11 protein-coding genes are annotated in these 13,420 nt (G+C 75.1%); 6 read left to right on the forward strand and 5 right to left on the reverse strand.

What is annotated here, in order from left to right:
* Positions 1–43: 43 nt before the first annotated feature.
* The 3 genes from ABD879_RS19370 (at position 44) to ABD879_RS19380 (ending at position 2,392) form a co-directional block, all read left to right on the forward strand.
* Positions 44–334 carry a DUF6412 domain-containing protein gene (locus ABD879_RS19370; protein WP_345022887.1) on the forward strand — a complete coding sequence of 97 codons (291 nt, stop codon included), beginning with the start codon at positions 44–46 and terminating at the stop codon, positions 332–334.
* Between the two features lie 73 nt (positions 335–407).
* Positions 408–1,043, forward strand: coding sequence for a YidC/Oxa1 family membrane protein insertase (locus ABD879_RS19375; protein ID WP_345022888.1), 636 nt, complete (start codon positions 408–410; stop codon positions 1,041–1,043).
* Positions 1,044–1,102: 59 nt separating this feature from the next.
* Entirely contained in the window at positions 1,103–2,392 is a 1,290-nt protein-coding gene (locus tag ABD879_RS19380) for a cytochrome P450 (RefSeq protein ID WP_345022889.1), read from the forward strand.
* A 54-nt stretch (positions 2,393–2,446) separates the two neighbouring features.
* On the opposite strand, the gene ABD879_RS19385 is transcribed toward ABD879_RS19380, so the two are convergent.
* From ABD879_RS19385 to valS, 3 genes are all read right to left on the reverse strand, one after another.
* Complete coding sequence (locus tag ABD879_RS19385; RefSeq protein WP_345022890.1) at positions 2,447–3,523, reverse strand: acyl-CoA dehydrogenase family protein; 1,077 nt, start codon at positions 3,521–3,523, stop codon at positions 2,447–2,449.
* Entirely contained in the window at positions 3,520–4,713 is a 1,194-nt protein-coding gene (locus ABD879_RS19390) for an acyl-CoA dehydrogenase family protein (protein ID WP_345022892.1), read from the reverse strand. The genes ABD879_RS19385 and ABD879_RS19390 overlap by 4 nt, the downstream gene beginning before the upstream one ends.
* 127 nt (positions 4,714–4,840) lie before the next feature.
* Positions 4,841–7,363: a valine--tRNA ligase gene (gene valS / locus ABD879_RS19395; protein ID WP_345022893.1), complete on the reverse strand. Its 2,523-nt coding sequence runs from the start codon at positions 7,361–7,363 to the stop codon at positions 4,841–4,843.
* A gap of 147 nt (positions 7,364–7,510) precedes the next feature.
* On the opposite strand from valS, the gene ABD879_RS19400 reads away from it, so the two are divergent.
* Both ABD879_RS19400 and ABD879_RS19405 read left to right on the forward strand, forming a co-directional pair.
* Positions 7,511–7,798 carry a DUF4235 domain-containing protein gene (locus ABD879_RS19400; protein ID WP_345022894.1) on the forward strand — a complete coding sequence of 96 codons (288 nt, stop codon included), beginning with the start codon at positions 7,511–7,513 and terminating at the stop codon, positions 7,796–7,798.
* A gap of 79 nt (positions 7,799–7,877) precedes the next feature.
* Positions 7,878–8,477 carry a maleylpyruvate isomerase family mycothiol-dependent enzyme gene (locus tag ABD879_RS19405; RefSeq protein WP_345022895.1) on the forward strand — a complete coding sequence of 200 codons (600 nt, stop codon included), beginning with the start codon at positions 7,878–7,880 and terminating at the stop codon, positions 8,475–8,477.
* Positions 8,478–8,619: 142 nt separating this feature from the next.
* On the opposite strand, the gene ABD879_RS19410 is transcribed toward ABD879_RS19405, so the two are convergent.
* Entirely contained in the window at positions 8,620–9,777 is a 1,158-nt protein-coding gene (locus ABD879_RS19410) for a hypothetical protein (RefSeq protein WP_345022896.1), read from the reverse strand.
* 34 nt (positions 9,778–9,811) lie between these two features.
* Positions 9,812–10,108, reverse strand: a complete 297-nt coding sequence (locus ABD879_RS19415) for a DUF4193 domain-containing protein (RefSeq protein WP_067917299.1) — start codon at positions 10,106–10,108, stop codon at positions 9,812–9,814.
* Positions 10,109–10,629: 521 nt separating this feature from the next.
* Between ABD879_RS19415 and ABD879_RS19420 the strand changes: the two genes are divergently transcribed.
* Positions 10,630–12,309, forward strand: coding sequence for a serine/threonine-protein kinase (locus tag ABD879_RS19420; protein ID WP_345022897.1), 1,680 nt, complete (start codon positions 10,630–10,632; stop codon positions 12,307–12,309).
* The last annotated feature ends 1,111 nt before the right edge of the window (positions 12,310–13,420 follow it).

Here is a 13,420-nt window from a genome sequence, read left to right on the forward strand (position 1 = left end):
GGGACGTCGGTATGAGCGGGTTTGTTCGCAGAAAGGACCGGACGTGCACAACGTCGCGTGGATCTGGGCGCCGGTCCTGGCGCTGCTGTCCACGCTGGCGACCGCCGACGGCGGGCAGGGCGCGGCGCTGGCGCTCGCGCTGGCCGGGCTGCTGCTGGCCGCCGCGGCGACCGCCGCCGTCCGGGCGGAGCCCCGCGTGTCGCCCGCCCGGGTCCGCACGGCGCTGCGGGACCGGACGCTGCGCACGGCGTTCCTGCCGCAGCGCGACCCGGACGCGGCGGGACGGCCCCGCCCCCGAGCCCCCGGGGCGGAGATCGCGACCTCGATCCGCTGATCTCCGACTCGTGAAGGGCTTTTCCACTCATGTTCGTTCTCGACACCGCGGTGTCGAGAACGAACATGACCTGGTGGCCGGCATCGCCGACACGCTGGGCTTTCTGGGCGGCGGGCCGTCCGTGGCGGCGGCGATCGTCGTCGTCACCGTGCTCGTCCGGGGGCTGCTGGTGCCGCTGGCCGTCGCGCAGGCGCGCGGGGAGCGGGCCCGCGTCCGGCTGCTGCCCAAGGTCAGGGCGCTGCGGGACAGGCACGGCCGGGACCCGGTGCGGCTGCGCCGCGAGCTGCAGGCGCTGTACGCCGAGGAGGGCGTGTCGCCGTTCGCCGGGATCGGTCCGGCGCTGGCGCAGCTGCCGGTGCTGGCCGTGATGTACCGGCTGTTCGTCTCGGCCACCGTCGCCGGGCACCGGAACCTGCTGCTGGCGCACACCCTGCTGGGCACGCCGCTCGGCCAGAACTGGATCGGCGTCGTCGGGGGCGCCGGGCTCTTCTCGCCGCCGTCGCTGCTGTTCCTCGGGCTGTTCGCGCTGCTGGCGGCGGTGGCGTGGTGGACGTCCCGGCAGGCCGAGGGGCCGCTGCGGCTGCTGCCGTTCGGCACGGTCGCGGTGGCGGCGTACCTGCCGCTGGCCGCCGGGGTGTACCTGCTGGCGTCCACGGCCTGGACGGCCGCCGAGCGCGCCGTGCTGCGCCGCCGGATCGTCATGGCTTGACGTCCCCGCCGGGCGCGGCTTCCATGGAAACCGAACACCATTCTGGTGAGGGGGCGGCCATGGCGGCGACCACAGCGCGCACCGAACGCGGCATCGACCTGTCGGACCTGGCCTTCTGGGCCCGCCCGCCGCACGAGCGGGAGGCCGCGTTCGCCGCGCTGCGCGCCCGCGAGCACCCGCAGTTCTTCCGCGAGCTGAAGCTGCCGTTCATCCGCGGCGGGCCCGGCTACTACGCGCTGGTGCGGCACGCCGACGTGGTGGCGGCCAGCCGCACGCCGGAGGTCTTCAGCAGCGAGCCGTGCGCCAACAGCATCGCCGACATGCCCGGCTACCTGGCCCGCTACTTCGGCTCGATGATCAACATGGACGACCCGCGGCACGCGCGGCTGCGCCGCATCGTGTCGCGGGCGTTCACCCCCCGCGTCCTGGCCAAGCTGGAGGAGGACCTGCGGGCCGAGGCCGTGCGCATCGTCGACGACGTGCTGGCCGACGGCCCGGGGGACTTCGTCACCGACGTCGCCGCCCGGCTGCCGGTCCGGGTGATCTGCGACATGATGGGCATCCCAGAGCAGGACCGGCCCATGGTGTACGACCGGACGAACATCATTCTCGGCCTGGGCGATCCGGAGTACGCCGGCGGGATCCGGTTCGCCCGCGACGGCATCACCCGCACCGGCGTCCTGTACGGCCTCACCAAGGTCATGACCGCCGGGTACGAGCTGAACCACCTGGCCATGAAGCTGGCCCGGCGCCGCCGCCGCGACCCCGGCGACGACCTGGTCTCCGCGCTGGTGCGGGCGAACGTCGACGGGGAGGCGCTGACCGACCAGGAGATCGGCTCGTTCTTCATCCTGCTGGTGGTGGCGGGCAACGAGACGACCCGAAACGCCATGACGCACGGGCTGAAGCTGCTCACCGACAACCCCGAGCAGCGGGCCCTGCTGCTGGAGGACTTCGAGGGCCGCATCGGCGGCGCGGTGGAGGAGATCGTGCGGATGGCCACCCCGGTCATCCAGTTCCGCCGCACCGTCACCCGCGACCACGAGCTGAACGGGCACCGGTTCCGCGCGGGCGACAAGGTGCTGCTGTTCTACAACTCCGCCAACCGCGACGAGACGGTGTTCGACGCCCCGGACGTCTTCGACATCACCCGCTCCCCCAACCCGCACGTCGGCTTCGGCGGGCCGGGGCCGCACTTCTGCCTGGGCGCCAACCTGGCCCGCCGCGAGATCACCGTGATGTTCCGGGAGCTGTTCGGGCGGCTCCCCGGCATCCGCGCCGCCGGGGAGCCCGACCGCCTCTACTCCAACTTCATCAACGGGATCAAGCACCTGCCCTTCACGTTCTGAGCGCCCGTCACGTGAGCGCCCGTCACATACTGGGCGCCGGGTGCCGGGCGCCGGTCAGGGCAGCAGGCCGAGGCGCTCGGCCAGCCGGGAGCGGTGCTCGCGGGGCGCGCCCAGCAGCAGCTCGTCGGTCTTGGCGCGCTTGTAGTACAGGTGCGCGTCGTGCTCCCAGGTGAAGCCGATACCGCCGTGCAGCAGCAGATGGTTTTTGGCCACCCGGAAGTACGCCGGGCCGAGGAAGGTCTGGGCGAGCGCCGCCGCCTCGGGCAGCTCCTCGGGCGCGTCGTCGGCCGCCCACGCCGCGTACCGGACAATCGACTCGGCCTGCTCCAGCGTGCAGTGCATGTCGGCCAGCCGGTGCTTGACGCCCTGGAACGACCCGACGTACCGGCCGAACTGCACGCGCAGCTTGGCGTACTCGACGATCGCGTCCAGGCAGCGGCGCATGCCGCCGAGCTGCTCGGCCGCCAGCGCCACCGCCGCCATGTCCAGCGCGCGGCCGATCGCGGCGCCGGCGTCGGCCGCGGCGATGCGGCGGCCGGGCGTGCCGGCGAGGTCGACGCGGGCCTGCGGGCGGGTGAGGTCGAGCGTGGTGAGCGGCGTCCGCTCCCCGCCCTCGACGGCGAACAGCGCGGTGGCCCCGTCGGCCTCGGCCGGAACGATGATCAGGTCGGCGGCGGCGCCGTCGAGCACGCGCGGCAGGGTGCCGGTCAGCCCCCGCCCGTCCCAGACCGGCAGCGGCGCGCCGGGCCGCGGCACGGCGAACGTGGCGACCGTCCGGCCGCCGGCGATGTCCGGCAGCAGGTCCTTGGCGGCCTGCTCGTCCCCGGCCGCCAGCAGCACGTTCGCCGCCAGGACCGCCGAGGCGAAGTAGGGGGCGGGGGTGAGCGCCGCGCCCAGCTCCTCCATGACCACGGCGACCTCGCCGTGCCCGGCGCCCGCGCCGCCGTACGCCTCGGGGATCGCCAGCCCGGCCAGGCCGAGCTCCCCGGTCATGCGCCGCCACACGTCCCGGTCGTAGGGCTCGTCGGACTCGGCGACCTCGCGGACGCGCGCCATCGGCGCGGTGTCGGCCAGGAACGCCCGCACCGACGCCGCCAGCTCCCTGTGCTCCTCGGACGGGATCAGCCTCATCGGCCCGCCTCCTTCGCCTGCGTGCCGACCTTCAGCTCGCGGAACGGCACGTCCCGGTCCACCTGCGGCTCGCGCGGCAGCCCCAGCACCCGGTCCCCGATGATGTTGCGCATGATCTCGTTGGTGCCGCCGCCCAGCGCCATGCCGGGCGCCCACGACAGCGCCCGCGCGATCCTGCCCTCCTCGCGTCCGGCGTAGGCGACCGCCTCCGGGCCGAGGATCTCACTGGCGGTGTCGGCGGACGACAGGGTCAGCTCGGCCAGCAGCAGCTTGGCGACCGACCCGCGCGCGCCCGGGTCGATGCCGGCCTTGACCTCCTGCGACAGCCGAGCATTGAACAGGTCGAACGCCCGCTCCCGCACGTACAGGTCGACGAGCCGGTCGCGGACGGCCGGGTCGTCGAGCAGCCCCCGCTCGCGGGCCGCCGCCGACATCGCGGTGAACGAGGCGGGCCGCTCGGTGCGGGCCGCGCCCATCCCGATGGACACCCGCTCGTGCAGCAGGGTGGTGACGGCCGCCTGCCAGCCGCCGTTGACCTCGCCCACCACCCGGTCGGCGGGGACGCGCACGTCGTCGAGGTACACCTCGTTGAAGTGCGCCTCGCCGGTCATGTCGCGCAGCGGCCGGACGGTCACGCCGGGGTCGTGCATGTCCACGATGAACATCGTGATGCCGCGGTGCTTGGTGGCGTCCGGGTCGGTGCGCGCGATGAGCAGCCCGAAGTCGGCCTGCCGCGCCACCGACGTCCACACCTTCTGCCCGTTGACCACCCAGCCGTCGCCGTCGCGGACCGCCCGGGTCTGCAGCGACGCCACGTCCGACCCGGCGCCCGGCTCGGAGAACAGCTGGCACCAGATCTCCTCGCCGCGCAGCAGCGGCGGCAGGTAGCGCTTCTTCTGCTCCTCGGTGCCGAGCGACAGGATCGTCGGCCCGCACATGCCGAGGCCGATGCCGAACACCCCGATCGGCAGCGTGAAGTCGCGGGCGGCCTGCTGGAAGGCCCGCTCCTCGGCCGCCGACAGGCCCTGCCCGCCGTAGGCGGCGGGCCAGGTGATGCCCGAGTACCCGGCGTCGTACAGCCGCGCCATGAACGCGCGGGCCGCGGCCAGGTCCGGTTCGGGCGGCAGGTCGCGGGTGTTGGCCTCCAGCCAGGCTCTCGCCCGGCGGCCGTACTCCTGCAGGTCCGTCACAGGGCGGCTCCTCCCAAGGTCGTCAGCGCTCACTTACGCTAGCGCGTGCCCCTCCGGAACGGAACGCCATTCGGTGTGCCCGTGCCACGCGGGCGGGAACCTCCGCCGCGCGGGTCCGCACAGCAGGTCAGGAGGCGGCGGCCAGGGCGACGTCGACGGTGAGCGGACCGGCGCCGGCCGCGACGGCCGGGGCGGCGATGCGGCGGGCCGCGGCCCGGTCGGCGGCGGCGACCTCGGCCGCGCCGGCGCCGCGCTCGACCGCGCGGGCCACGTCGGCGCGCATGGACGCCTTGGCCTCCGACTTGGCCTTGCGGACCTGCCGCAGCGCGGCGGCGGTGGCCGCCAGGACCGACGGGTCGCCGCCTTCGGGCAGCTCGGCGGCGGCGGGCCACGCGGCGCGGTGCACCGACCCGTCCCGCCACCACGACCAGACCTCCTCGGTCACGAACGGCAGGATCGGCGCGAACAGCCGCAGCAGCACCGACAGGGCGGTGCGCAGCGCGGCGCGCGCGGACCCGGCCGCGGCGCCGTCGCCGTAGGCGCGGGCCTTGACCAGCTCCAGGTAGTCGTCGCAGAACTCCCAGAAGAAGCGCTCGGTGCGCTCCAGCGCGCGGGTGTAGTCGTGGTCCTCGAACGCGGCGGTGGCCTCCTCGACCACGCCGGCGAGCGCGGCCAGCATCGCCAGATCGAGCGGCTCGGTCACCGCGTGCCCGCCCGGCTCGCCCAGCCCCAGCACGAACCGGGACGCGTTGAGGATCTTGATGGCGAGGCGGCGGCCCACCTTGATCTGCCCGGTGTCGAACGCGGTGTCGGTGCCCAGGCGCCCGCCGGCCGCCCAGTAGCGCACCGCGTCCGCCCCGTGCTGCTCCAGCAGTCCCAGGGGCGTGACGACGTTGCCCTTGGACTTGGACATCTTCTTGCGGTCGGGGTCCAGGATCCAGCCCGACAGCGCGGTGTCGGTCCACGGCAGCGAGTCGTGCTCCAGATGCGCGCGCACGACCGTGGAGAACAGCCAGGTGCGGATGATCTCGTGCGCCTGCGGGCGCAGGTCGTAGGGGAAGACCCGGGCGAACAGGTCCGGGTCGTCCGCCCAGCCGCCGGCGATCTGCGGGGTGAGCGAGGAGGTGGCCCAGGTGTCCATGACGTCCGGGTCGCCGACGAAGCCCCCGGGCCTGCCCCGCTGCTCCTCGGTGTAGCCGGGCGGGGCCTGGGCGGACGGGTCGACGGGCAGGGCGTCCTCGGGCGGCGTGATCACCAGGCCGGGGACGGGCTCGCCGTCGTCGTCCAGCGGGTACCAGACGGGGATGGGGACGCCGAAGAACCGCTGCCGGGAGATCAGCCAGTCGCCGGCGAGCCCCTCGACCCAGTTCTCGTACCGGACGCGCATGTGCGGCGGATGCCAGTTCAGCTCCCGGCCGCGGGCCAGCAGCCGCTCGCGCAGCGCCGCGTCGCGGCCGCCGTTGCGCAGGTACCACTGCCGGGTGGTGACGATCTCCAGCGGCCGGGTGCCCCGCTCGTAGAACTTGACCGGGCGCACGACGCGGCGCGGCTCGCCGTCCAGGTCGCCGGACTCGCGCAGCATCGCCGCGACCTCCTGCCTGGCCGCGGCGACGGTGCGGCCCGCCAGCCGGGCGTACGGCGCGGCGGGCACCCCGGGCGGCGGGTCGGCGGCCAGCCGGCCGTCCCACCCGATGACCGCCCGGGTGGGCAGGTCCAGCTCGCGCCACCAGGTGACGTCGGTGACGTCGCCGAAGGTGCAGATCATCGCGATGCCCGTGCCCTTGCCGGGGTCGGCCAGCCGGTGCGCCACGACGGGCACCTCGACGCCGAACAGCGGCGTGCGGGCGGTGCCGCCGAACAGCCCCCGGTAGCGCTCGTCGTCGGGGTGCGCGACGAGCGCGACGCAGGCGGGCAGCAGCTCGGGACGCGTGGTCTCGACGTACACCGGCCCGCCGTCGCCGTGGAAGCGCAGGCGGTGGAACTCGCCGGGGTGGTCGCGGTCCTCCAGCTCGGCCTGCGCGACGGCGGTGCGGAACGTGACGTCCCACAGCGTCGGCGCCTCGGCCCGGTAGGCCTCGCCGCGCGCCAGGTTGCGCAGGAAGGCGCGCTGCGACGCGGCGCGGGCGCGGTCCCCGATGGTGGTGTAGAGCAGGCTCCAGTCGACCGACAGGCCGACGCGGCGCCAGACCTCCTCGAACGCCCGCTCGTCGATCGCGGTGAGCCGCTCGCACAGCTCGATGAAGTTGCGGCGGCTGACCGGGACCGGGCGGCGGGGGTCGGGCTCGGCGGGCGGCGTGAACCCCGGGTCGTAGGGCAGCGACGGGTCGCAGCGCACCCCGAAGTGGTTCTGCACGCGGCGTTCGGTGGGCAGGCCGTTGTCGTCCCATCCCATCGGGTAGAACACGGCGCGGCCGCGCATGCGCTGGTACCGCGCGATCGTGTCGGTGTGGGTGTAGGAGAAGACGTGGCCGACGTGCAGGGACCCGCTGACGGTGGGCGGCGGGGTGTCGATGGCGTAGACCTCGTCGCGGGGGCGGGTGCGGTCGAAGCGGTAGACGCCGTCGGCCTCCCAGCGGCGTACCCACTTGTCCTCCAGGCCGTCCAGCGAGGGCCTGGCAGGGACGTCTAGGACACGCGGCTGTTCGGTCATGCACCAATGCTAGGAACCGCGTCGGCGGTCCGCGCGTGAATTAACGCCCCGTCCCGGGGGACGCTCCTGATCACGGGACGGGACTTCCCGTGCCCGGCCGGGGGCTTCCGGTAGCGTCGGGGCGAGTCAGACAACGGGAGGACGAGCATGGCCGAGAAGGGCGACATCGGCTGGCGGCTCGTGGCGGGCGCCGCCGCGTTCGCCGGGGGCTTCGCCGCCAGGAAGCTGATCACGCTGGCCTGGAAGAAGACCACCGGCAAGGAGCCGCCGACCAATCCCGAGTCCCCCGAGGTCGCGCTGAGCGAGGCCGTCGGCTGGGCCGTGATCATGGGCGTGGGCATGGAGGTGGCGCGGCTGCTGGCCACCCGGGCCGCGGCGCGGCAGTGGGTCAAAGGAACCGGGGAGCTGCCCTCCCATCTGAAGGCGGATGCCTGACGGCACCCCCTATTGGACACAGGGTCCAGCGCCCCGCGTATCGTGGTCGGTCCCGTACCGTCGGAAGGGACCGGCCACGATGCCTTTGCTGGACGCGATCAGCTTTCCGTACGAGGACGAACTGCGCGCCGAGCGCCGCGCGATGGTCGACACGATGGCGGACCTGTCGGACGAGGAGTTCCAGTCGGGGCGGACGCTGTGCTCGCGCTGGGCGCCCCGCGACGTCCTCGCCCACGTGATCGCCCTGGACTACTTCCTGGCCTCCTACCTGCCGTACGGCCCGCGCATCAACGCCGCCAACCAGGCCCAGGTGGACCGCGCCCGCCCGCTGTCGCGGGACCGGCTGATGGAGTGGGCCGACAAGTGGGCCGACCGCCCCAGCACCGCGGGCCGCGCCGGGGCCGCGCTGCTGCTCGGCGACCTCGGCATGCACCACCAGGACGTCCTGCGCGGCCTGGGCCGCGAGCGGGCCCTGCCCGACGCGGTCGCCACCGCCGTCTTCCGCGAGGGGCTGCAGCTGAGCCTGTGGCTGAACCGCCGCGTGCTGCGGTACCGCGTCGTGCCCACCGACGGGCACCGCCCCGTGGGCCGGGGCCCGCAGGTGCGCGGCACGCGGGAGGCGCTGGGGCTGTGGCTGGCCGGACGCGACTCGGTCGAGGGGGAGCTGGAGTTCGCCTGACGGCCTGCGGCTCCGGCCCGGCACCGGCCCGAGCCGGACGGGCCGCGGCCCCTGGCGGCGCGGCGGCCGATGGCGGGAAACCACCGCGACGCGACCAGGGCGGGCCCGTTCGGTCGCCGGCCCTTCTCGGCCGGGCGGAAGGTCAGTCTGCGGACGGGGGCGGAGCGGGCGGGGGGAGCTGCCCGGAACCGGGCGCGGGCCCGGGCGGAGGCAGCAGGCCGGCGGAGTCGTCGCCGGCGGCCGGCCGGAGGTCGGCGCCCGCCGCCTGCCGGGCGGAGGCGTCCAGCCCGGCCCGCGGAGGCGGCACGGGCCGCCCGAACGGCGGCTGGGCGGCGACATCGCGCCGCAGGTCGGCGCGGACGGCCTCGGCGACGCGCTTGGTGGCGGACCGGTTGAGGGCGGCCCCGGCGGCGGCGCCGGTGAGGAACGGCCCCAGCGTGCTCATGCTGCGGCCGAAGGAGCGCATGAGCCGTTTGCGCAGGGCCGCCTTGGCGGCCGAGCCCAGCGCGTTGGTGAACGACCCGTTCTCCATGGGAGAGATGCCGCGCTGCTTGGCCCAGGCGGTCAGGAACGCCGCGGCCCGCGTGGCGCCCGACCCCTGCACGCGCACCCCGTACACCTCGTGCAGCTCGGCGATCAGTTTGACCTCGATGGCCGCGACCACGAGCGTCTCGGCGGCCAGCTGCGCGGGGGCCGACAGCAGCAGCGGCGGGGCGGCGAACTCGACCGCGGCCAGCGCCCCGCCGGCCGCGCCCACCGCCGTGGTGGCGTTGCTCGCCACCCGGACCAGGCTGTCGGCCAGCTCCTCGCCCTCCAGCCCGCGGTGGTGGGCGCGCAGGGTCTCCAGGTCGCGCACGGGGATGTGCGGCGCCGCCGCGATCACCGCGTCGGCGAGCAGCCGGCCGCGCGCCAGCCCCGCGGCGCCCGCCCTGCGCACGCCGCCCGCCAGCAGGTGGGCCAGCCGCGCCAGCAGCCGGCCGCGGGTCTCGCGGTCCATGTCCTCGCCGGCCGACAGCCGGCCGATCAGCGTGCCGATCTCGGCGGTGGGGTCGGCGGCGGGCGCGGCGGCGGGCTCGGTGGCGGGCTCGGTGGCGGGCTCGGTGGCGGGCTCGCCCGGCCGGACGAGGGCGAGATCGTCCGACCCGGCGGCCGCGCCGCCCGGCTCGGGGCCGCCCGGCCGGACCGCGCCGTCCACGGCCGAGTCGTCCACGGCCGAGTCGTCCACGGCCGAACCGCCGTCGCGCGGCGCCTGCTGCGCCGCGCGATCGCCGTCGTGCTCGCGCCCGCGGTCCGCCGTCACCGGCCGCTCCCGCCCCTCACGCCGCCGGAGCACCTCAGGCGGCGCACTCGCGGCAGACCGGCTGGCCGTTCTTCTCGCTGGCCAGCTGGCTGCGGTGGTGCACCAGGAAGCACCGGCTGCAGGTGAACTCGTCGGCCTGGCGCGGCACCACCCGGAAGGTGAGCTCCTCGTTCGACAGGTCGGCACCGGGCAGCTCGGCGACCTCGCCGGCGTCCAGGTCCTCGTCGATGATGCTCGCGGCCTTGTCGGCGCGGCGGGCCTGGAGCTCCTGCAGGCTGTCCTCGCCCAGGTCGTCGTCTGTCTTACGCGGGCTGTCGTAGTCGGTCGCCATCTTCTATCTCCATCCCCCTCAGTCCTTTATGCGCCCCGTCGCGCGGATCTAACGCTCGGGGGACTCGTCTTGTGCCCGATCCGGGCGGGAAATTCTGTCACGGGTAGTGACCCCTGACACGCAAGACGCGACCGGTCCCGCCGGTGACACCCGTCACCGGGAGCGATCCTCATGATGTGTGTCGTCGGTCACATGTCCGGCCGGGCGTCACGGCGTTCATCAGTACCGGGACCCTCGGCGGGGCACCCCGCGGCGGCCGGATCATACCTGTCCCGTAGGGCTTGTGCGCACCGGCCGCACCGCGCGGCGCGCGGCCGTGTCCGGCCGCCGACGCCGCAACCGGCATCCCGACCGCTCCGGAGCGAACCGGAAGCTGCGATGAAACGTCTGACCTAACGCGATATCGTGCCCGCCGAGGTGGGGGCGCGCCGCGTCGCGGGCCACCCGGCCGCCGCCGGGAGGGCCGGTACGGGGCCGGCGTTCACCACGCGGCACATCTACTGCGGTCACTGGAGGGTCAGATGCCGGATGCCGCTCCCCTGGAGCCAGGCGATCCCCGGGCGCTGGGACGGTTCGAGGTCGTCGGGCGCCTCGGCGCGGGCGGCCAGGGGTCGGTCTTCCTAGGCCGCGCCCCGGACGGCGAGTACGTGGCGATCAAGCTGCTGCACTCGTCGATGGCCGGCGACCCGTCCGCGCGGGCCCGGTTCAACCGCGAGGTGTCGGCCGCGCAGAAGGTCGAGCCGTTCTGCACCGCCCGGGTGCTGGAGGCCGACCTGCACGGCGACCAGCCGTACGTGGTCAGCGAGTTCATCGACGGCCCGTCCCTGCACGACGTGGTGGCGCACAACGGGCCGCGCGGGCCCGAGGAGCTGGAGCGGCTGGCGATCGGCACCGCGACCGCGCTGGCCGCCATCCACGAGGCCGGCATCGTGCACCGCGACTTCAAGCCCAACAACGTCATGCTGGCGCCGGACGGCCCGCGGGTGGTCGACTTCGGCATCGCCCGCACCGTCAACTCCCAGGAGAGCGCCGTCACCGCCACCGGCATGGTGGTGGGCACCCCCGGCTACCTGGCGCCCGAGCAGCTCACCGGGGCCCCGCTGACGCCCGCGGTCGACATCTTCGCCTGGGGCGCGACGATGGTGTTCGCGGCCACCGGCCAGTCGCCCTTCGAGGCCGACACGCTGCCGGTGATCATCAACCGGATCCTCAACGACGAGCCCGACCTGTCGGCGCTGCCCGCCGGGCCGCTGCGCGACCTGGTGGGCCGCTGCCTGTCCAAGGACGCGGGGCTGCGCCCCCCGGCGGCCCAGCTGCTGCTGAACCTGCTGGGGCACGTGGGCGCGGCGCCGTCGGGCGCGGCCGCGGGCCGCCAGGACCTGCTGGACCAGGGCACCCGGATCGCCGCGCAGCTGCCGGCGCCGCCGCCGGTTCCGTCCGCGCCGCGGCAGAGCCCGCCGCCGCAGCCGGTCACGCCGCCGCCGATCCCGATGAACGCCGGGCCCGGGCACGCGGGGCCGAGCACGCCGCCGCCCCAGCCGATCACCCCGCCGCCGATGCCGATGTACCAGCCGGCCAACGCCGGCCCGGGTGCGGCGCCGCCCAGGCCGCAGGGGCCGGGCGGGCCGGCGTATCCGCCGCCGCCCCCGCAGTCGTCGTCCTCGTCGTCCGCGCCGGTGATCATCGGTGTCGGCTGCCTGGTGCTGGTGCTGCTGGCGGTCGCGGTGGTGGTGATCGTGGCGCTGGCGTCCAGCGAAGAGGACGAGCCGGACCCGTCGCCGCCGACCTACACGCCGCCGACGTACTCGCTGCCGTCGCCGTCGTCGTCGGCGTCGATCAGCGCCGAGAACGGCATCACCGGCACCTACACCGGCACCGGGTACCAGCCCGGCGCGGGCACGGGGCGCACCACCTTCCAGACCCGGTTCTACCTGATCCGCAGCGCGGGCAACGCCACCTACACCTACAGCAACGGCTCCAACACCTGCCGGACCCTGCTGTCGCTGCAGCGCAGCATGAGCACCGACAGCAAGATCGTCTACCGGGAGACGCCCCTCAGCGGGCAGTCGGAGACCGAGTGCGCGCCGGGCTACATCACCTTCTCGCCGTCGTCGACCGGCATCTACCTGCGCTGGGAGTGGCGCGAGACGTCCGACTCCAGCGACACCGCGGCGGCGTACGGCACCGTGTTCCGGCAGTAAGGGCGCCCCGCGATGGCGGCGATCGCCCCGCTGCGCCCGGGCGACCCCGACCGCCTGGGCGCCTACCGGCTGACGGGGCTGCTCGGCGAGGGCGGCCAGGGCTCGGTCTACCTGGCCGAGGACGACGGCGGCGGGCGCGTGGCGATCAAGCTGCTGCACGCCCGGTTCAGCGGCGACGCCAAGGCCCGCGCCCGGTTCGCCGCCGAGCTGGAGGTGGCGCGGCGGGTGTCGCCGTTCTGCACCGCGCGCATCCTGGACGCCGACGTGGAGGGCGACCGGCCCTACATCGTCAGCGAGTACATCGACGGGCCGTCGCTGTCGGAGGTGCTGGCCGCCCGGGGGCCGCGTTCGGGCGGCGACCTGGACCGGCTGGCGATCGGGACGATGACCGCGCTGGCCGCCATCCACCAGGCCGGGGTGGTGCACCGCGACTTCAAGCCGCACAACGTGCTGATCGCCGCGGACGGGCCGCGGGTGATCGACTTCGGCATCGCCCGGGCGCTGGACGCCACCGGCACCATGTCCAGCACCGCCGTCGGCACCCCCGCCTACATGGCGCCCGAGCAGATCACCGGCGGGCCCATCGGCCCGCAGGCCGACGTGTGGGCCTGGGGCGCCACGATGGTGTACGCCGCGTCCGGCCACGCCGCGTTCGGCCAGGACTCCATCCCCGCGGTCATGCACCGCATCCTCAACCTGCCGCCGGACCTGGGCGCGCTGACCGAGCCGCTGCGCGGCCTGGTCGCCCGCTGCCTGACCAAGGACCCGGCCGCGCGGCCGTCGTCGCAGCAGGTGCTGATGCAGCTGCTGACGCTGGCCGGCAGCCTGCCGGCGCCCGCCGCCGGGGCGGCCCCCGAGGCGCCGACCGCGATCCTCAACCAGGGCGCGGAGGCGGCCGCCACCGACACCCGTCTGCACCTGCCGCCGCCGGACCCTGCGTACGCCCCGGGCGGCCCGCAGGCGGCGCCCCGGCCCGGGCCGGGCGCCTTGGCGCCGCCGGGGCTGCCGCACGGGTTCCCGCAGGGCGCTCCGGCGGCCGCCGGGCGCCAGGCGGCGGGCACGCCGGGCGCCGGGTGAAGTCGGAGGCCCAAGCGGTCTTAGGAAGACAACA

Origin of the sequence: Actinomadura keratinilytica (assembly GCF_039539665.1) — a bacterium.
Classification (GTDB): Bacteria; Actinomycetota; Actinomycetes; order Streptosporangiales; family Streptosporangiaceae; genus Spirillospora; species Spirillospora keratinilytica.

What these genes read in the sequence shown, in the direction of transcription:
- ABD879_RS19380 (WP_345022889.1), top strand. Translation starts at nt 1,103, where the DNA reads ATGGCGGCGACCACAGCGCGCACCGAACGCGGCATCGACCTGTCGGAC.
- ABD879_RS19385 (WP_345022890.1), bottom strand. Translation starts at nt 3,523, where the DNA reads ATGAGGCTGATCCCGTCCGAGGAGCACAGGGAGCTGGCGGCGTCGGTG.
- valS (WP_345022893.1), bottom strand. Translation starts at nt 7,363, where the DNA reads ATGACCGAACAGCCGCGTGTCCTAGACGTCCCTGCCAGGCCCTCGCTG.
- ABD879_RS19400 (WP_345022894.1), top strand. Translation starts at nt 7,511, where the DNA reads ATGGCCGAGAAGGGCGACATCGGCTGGCGGCTCGTGGCGGGCGCCGCC.
- ABD879_RS19405 (WP_345022895.1), top strand. Translation starts at nt 7,878, where the DNA reads ATGCCTTTGCTGGACGCGATCAGCTTTCCGTACGAGGACGAACTGCGC.
- ABD879_RS19415 (WP_067917299.1), bottom strand. Translation starts at nt 10,108, where the DNA reads ATGGCGACCGACTACGACAGCCCGCGTAAGACAGACGACGACCTGGGC.
- ABD879_RS19420 (WP_345022897.1), top strand. Translation starts at nt 10,630, where the DNA reads ATGCCGGATGCCGCTCCCCTGGAGCCAGGCGATCCCCGGGCGCTGGGA.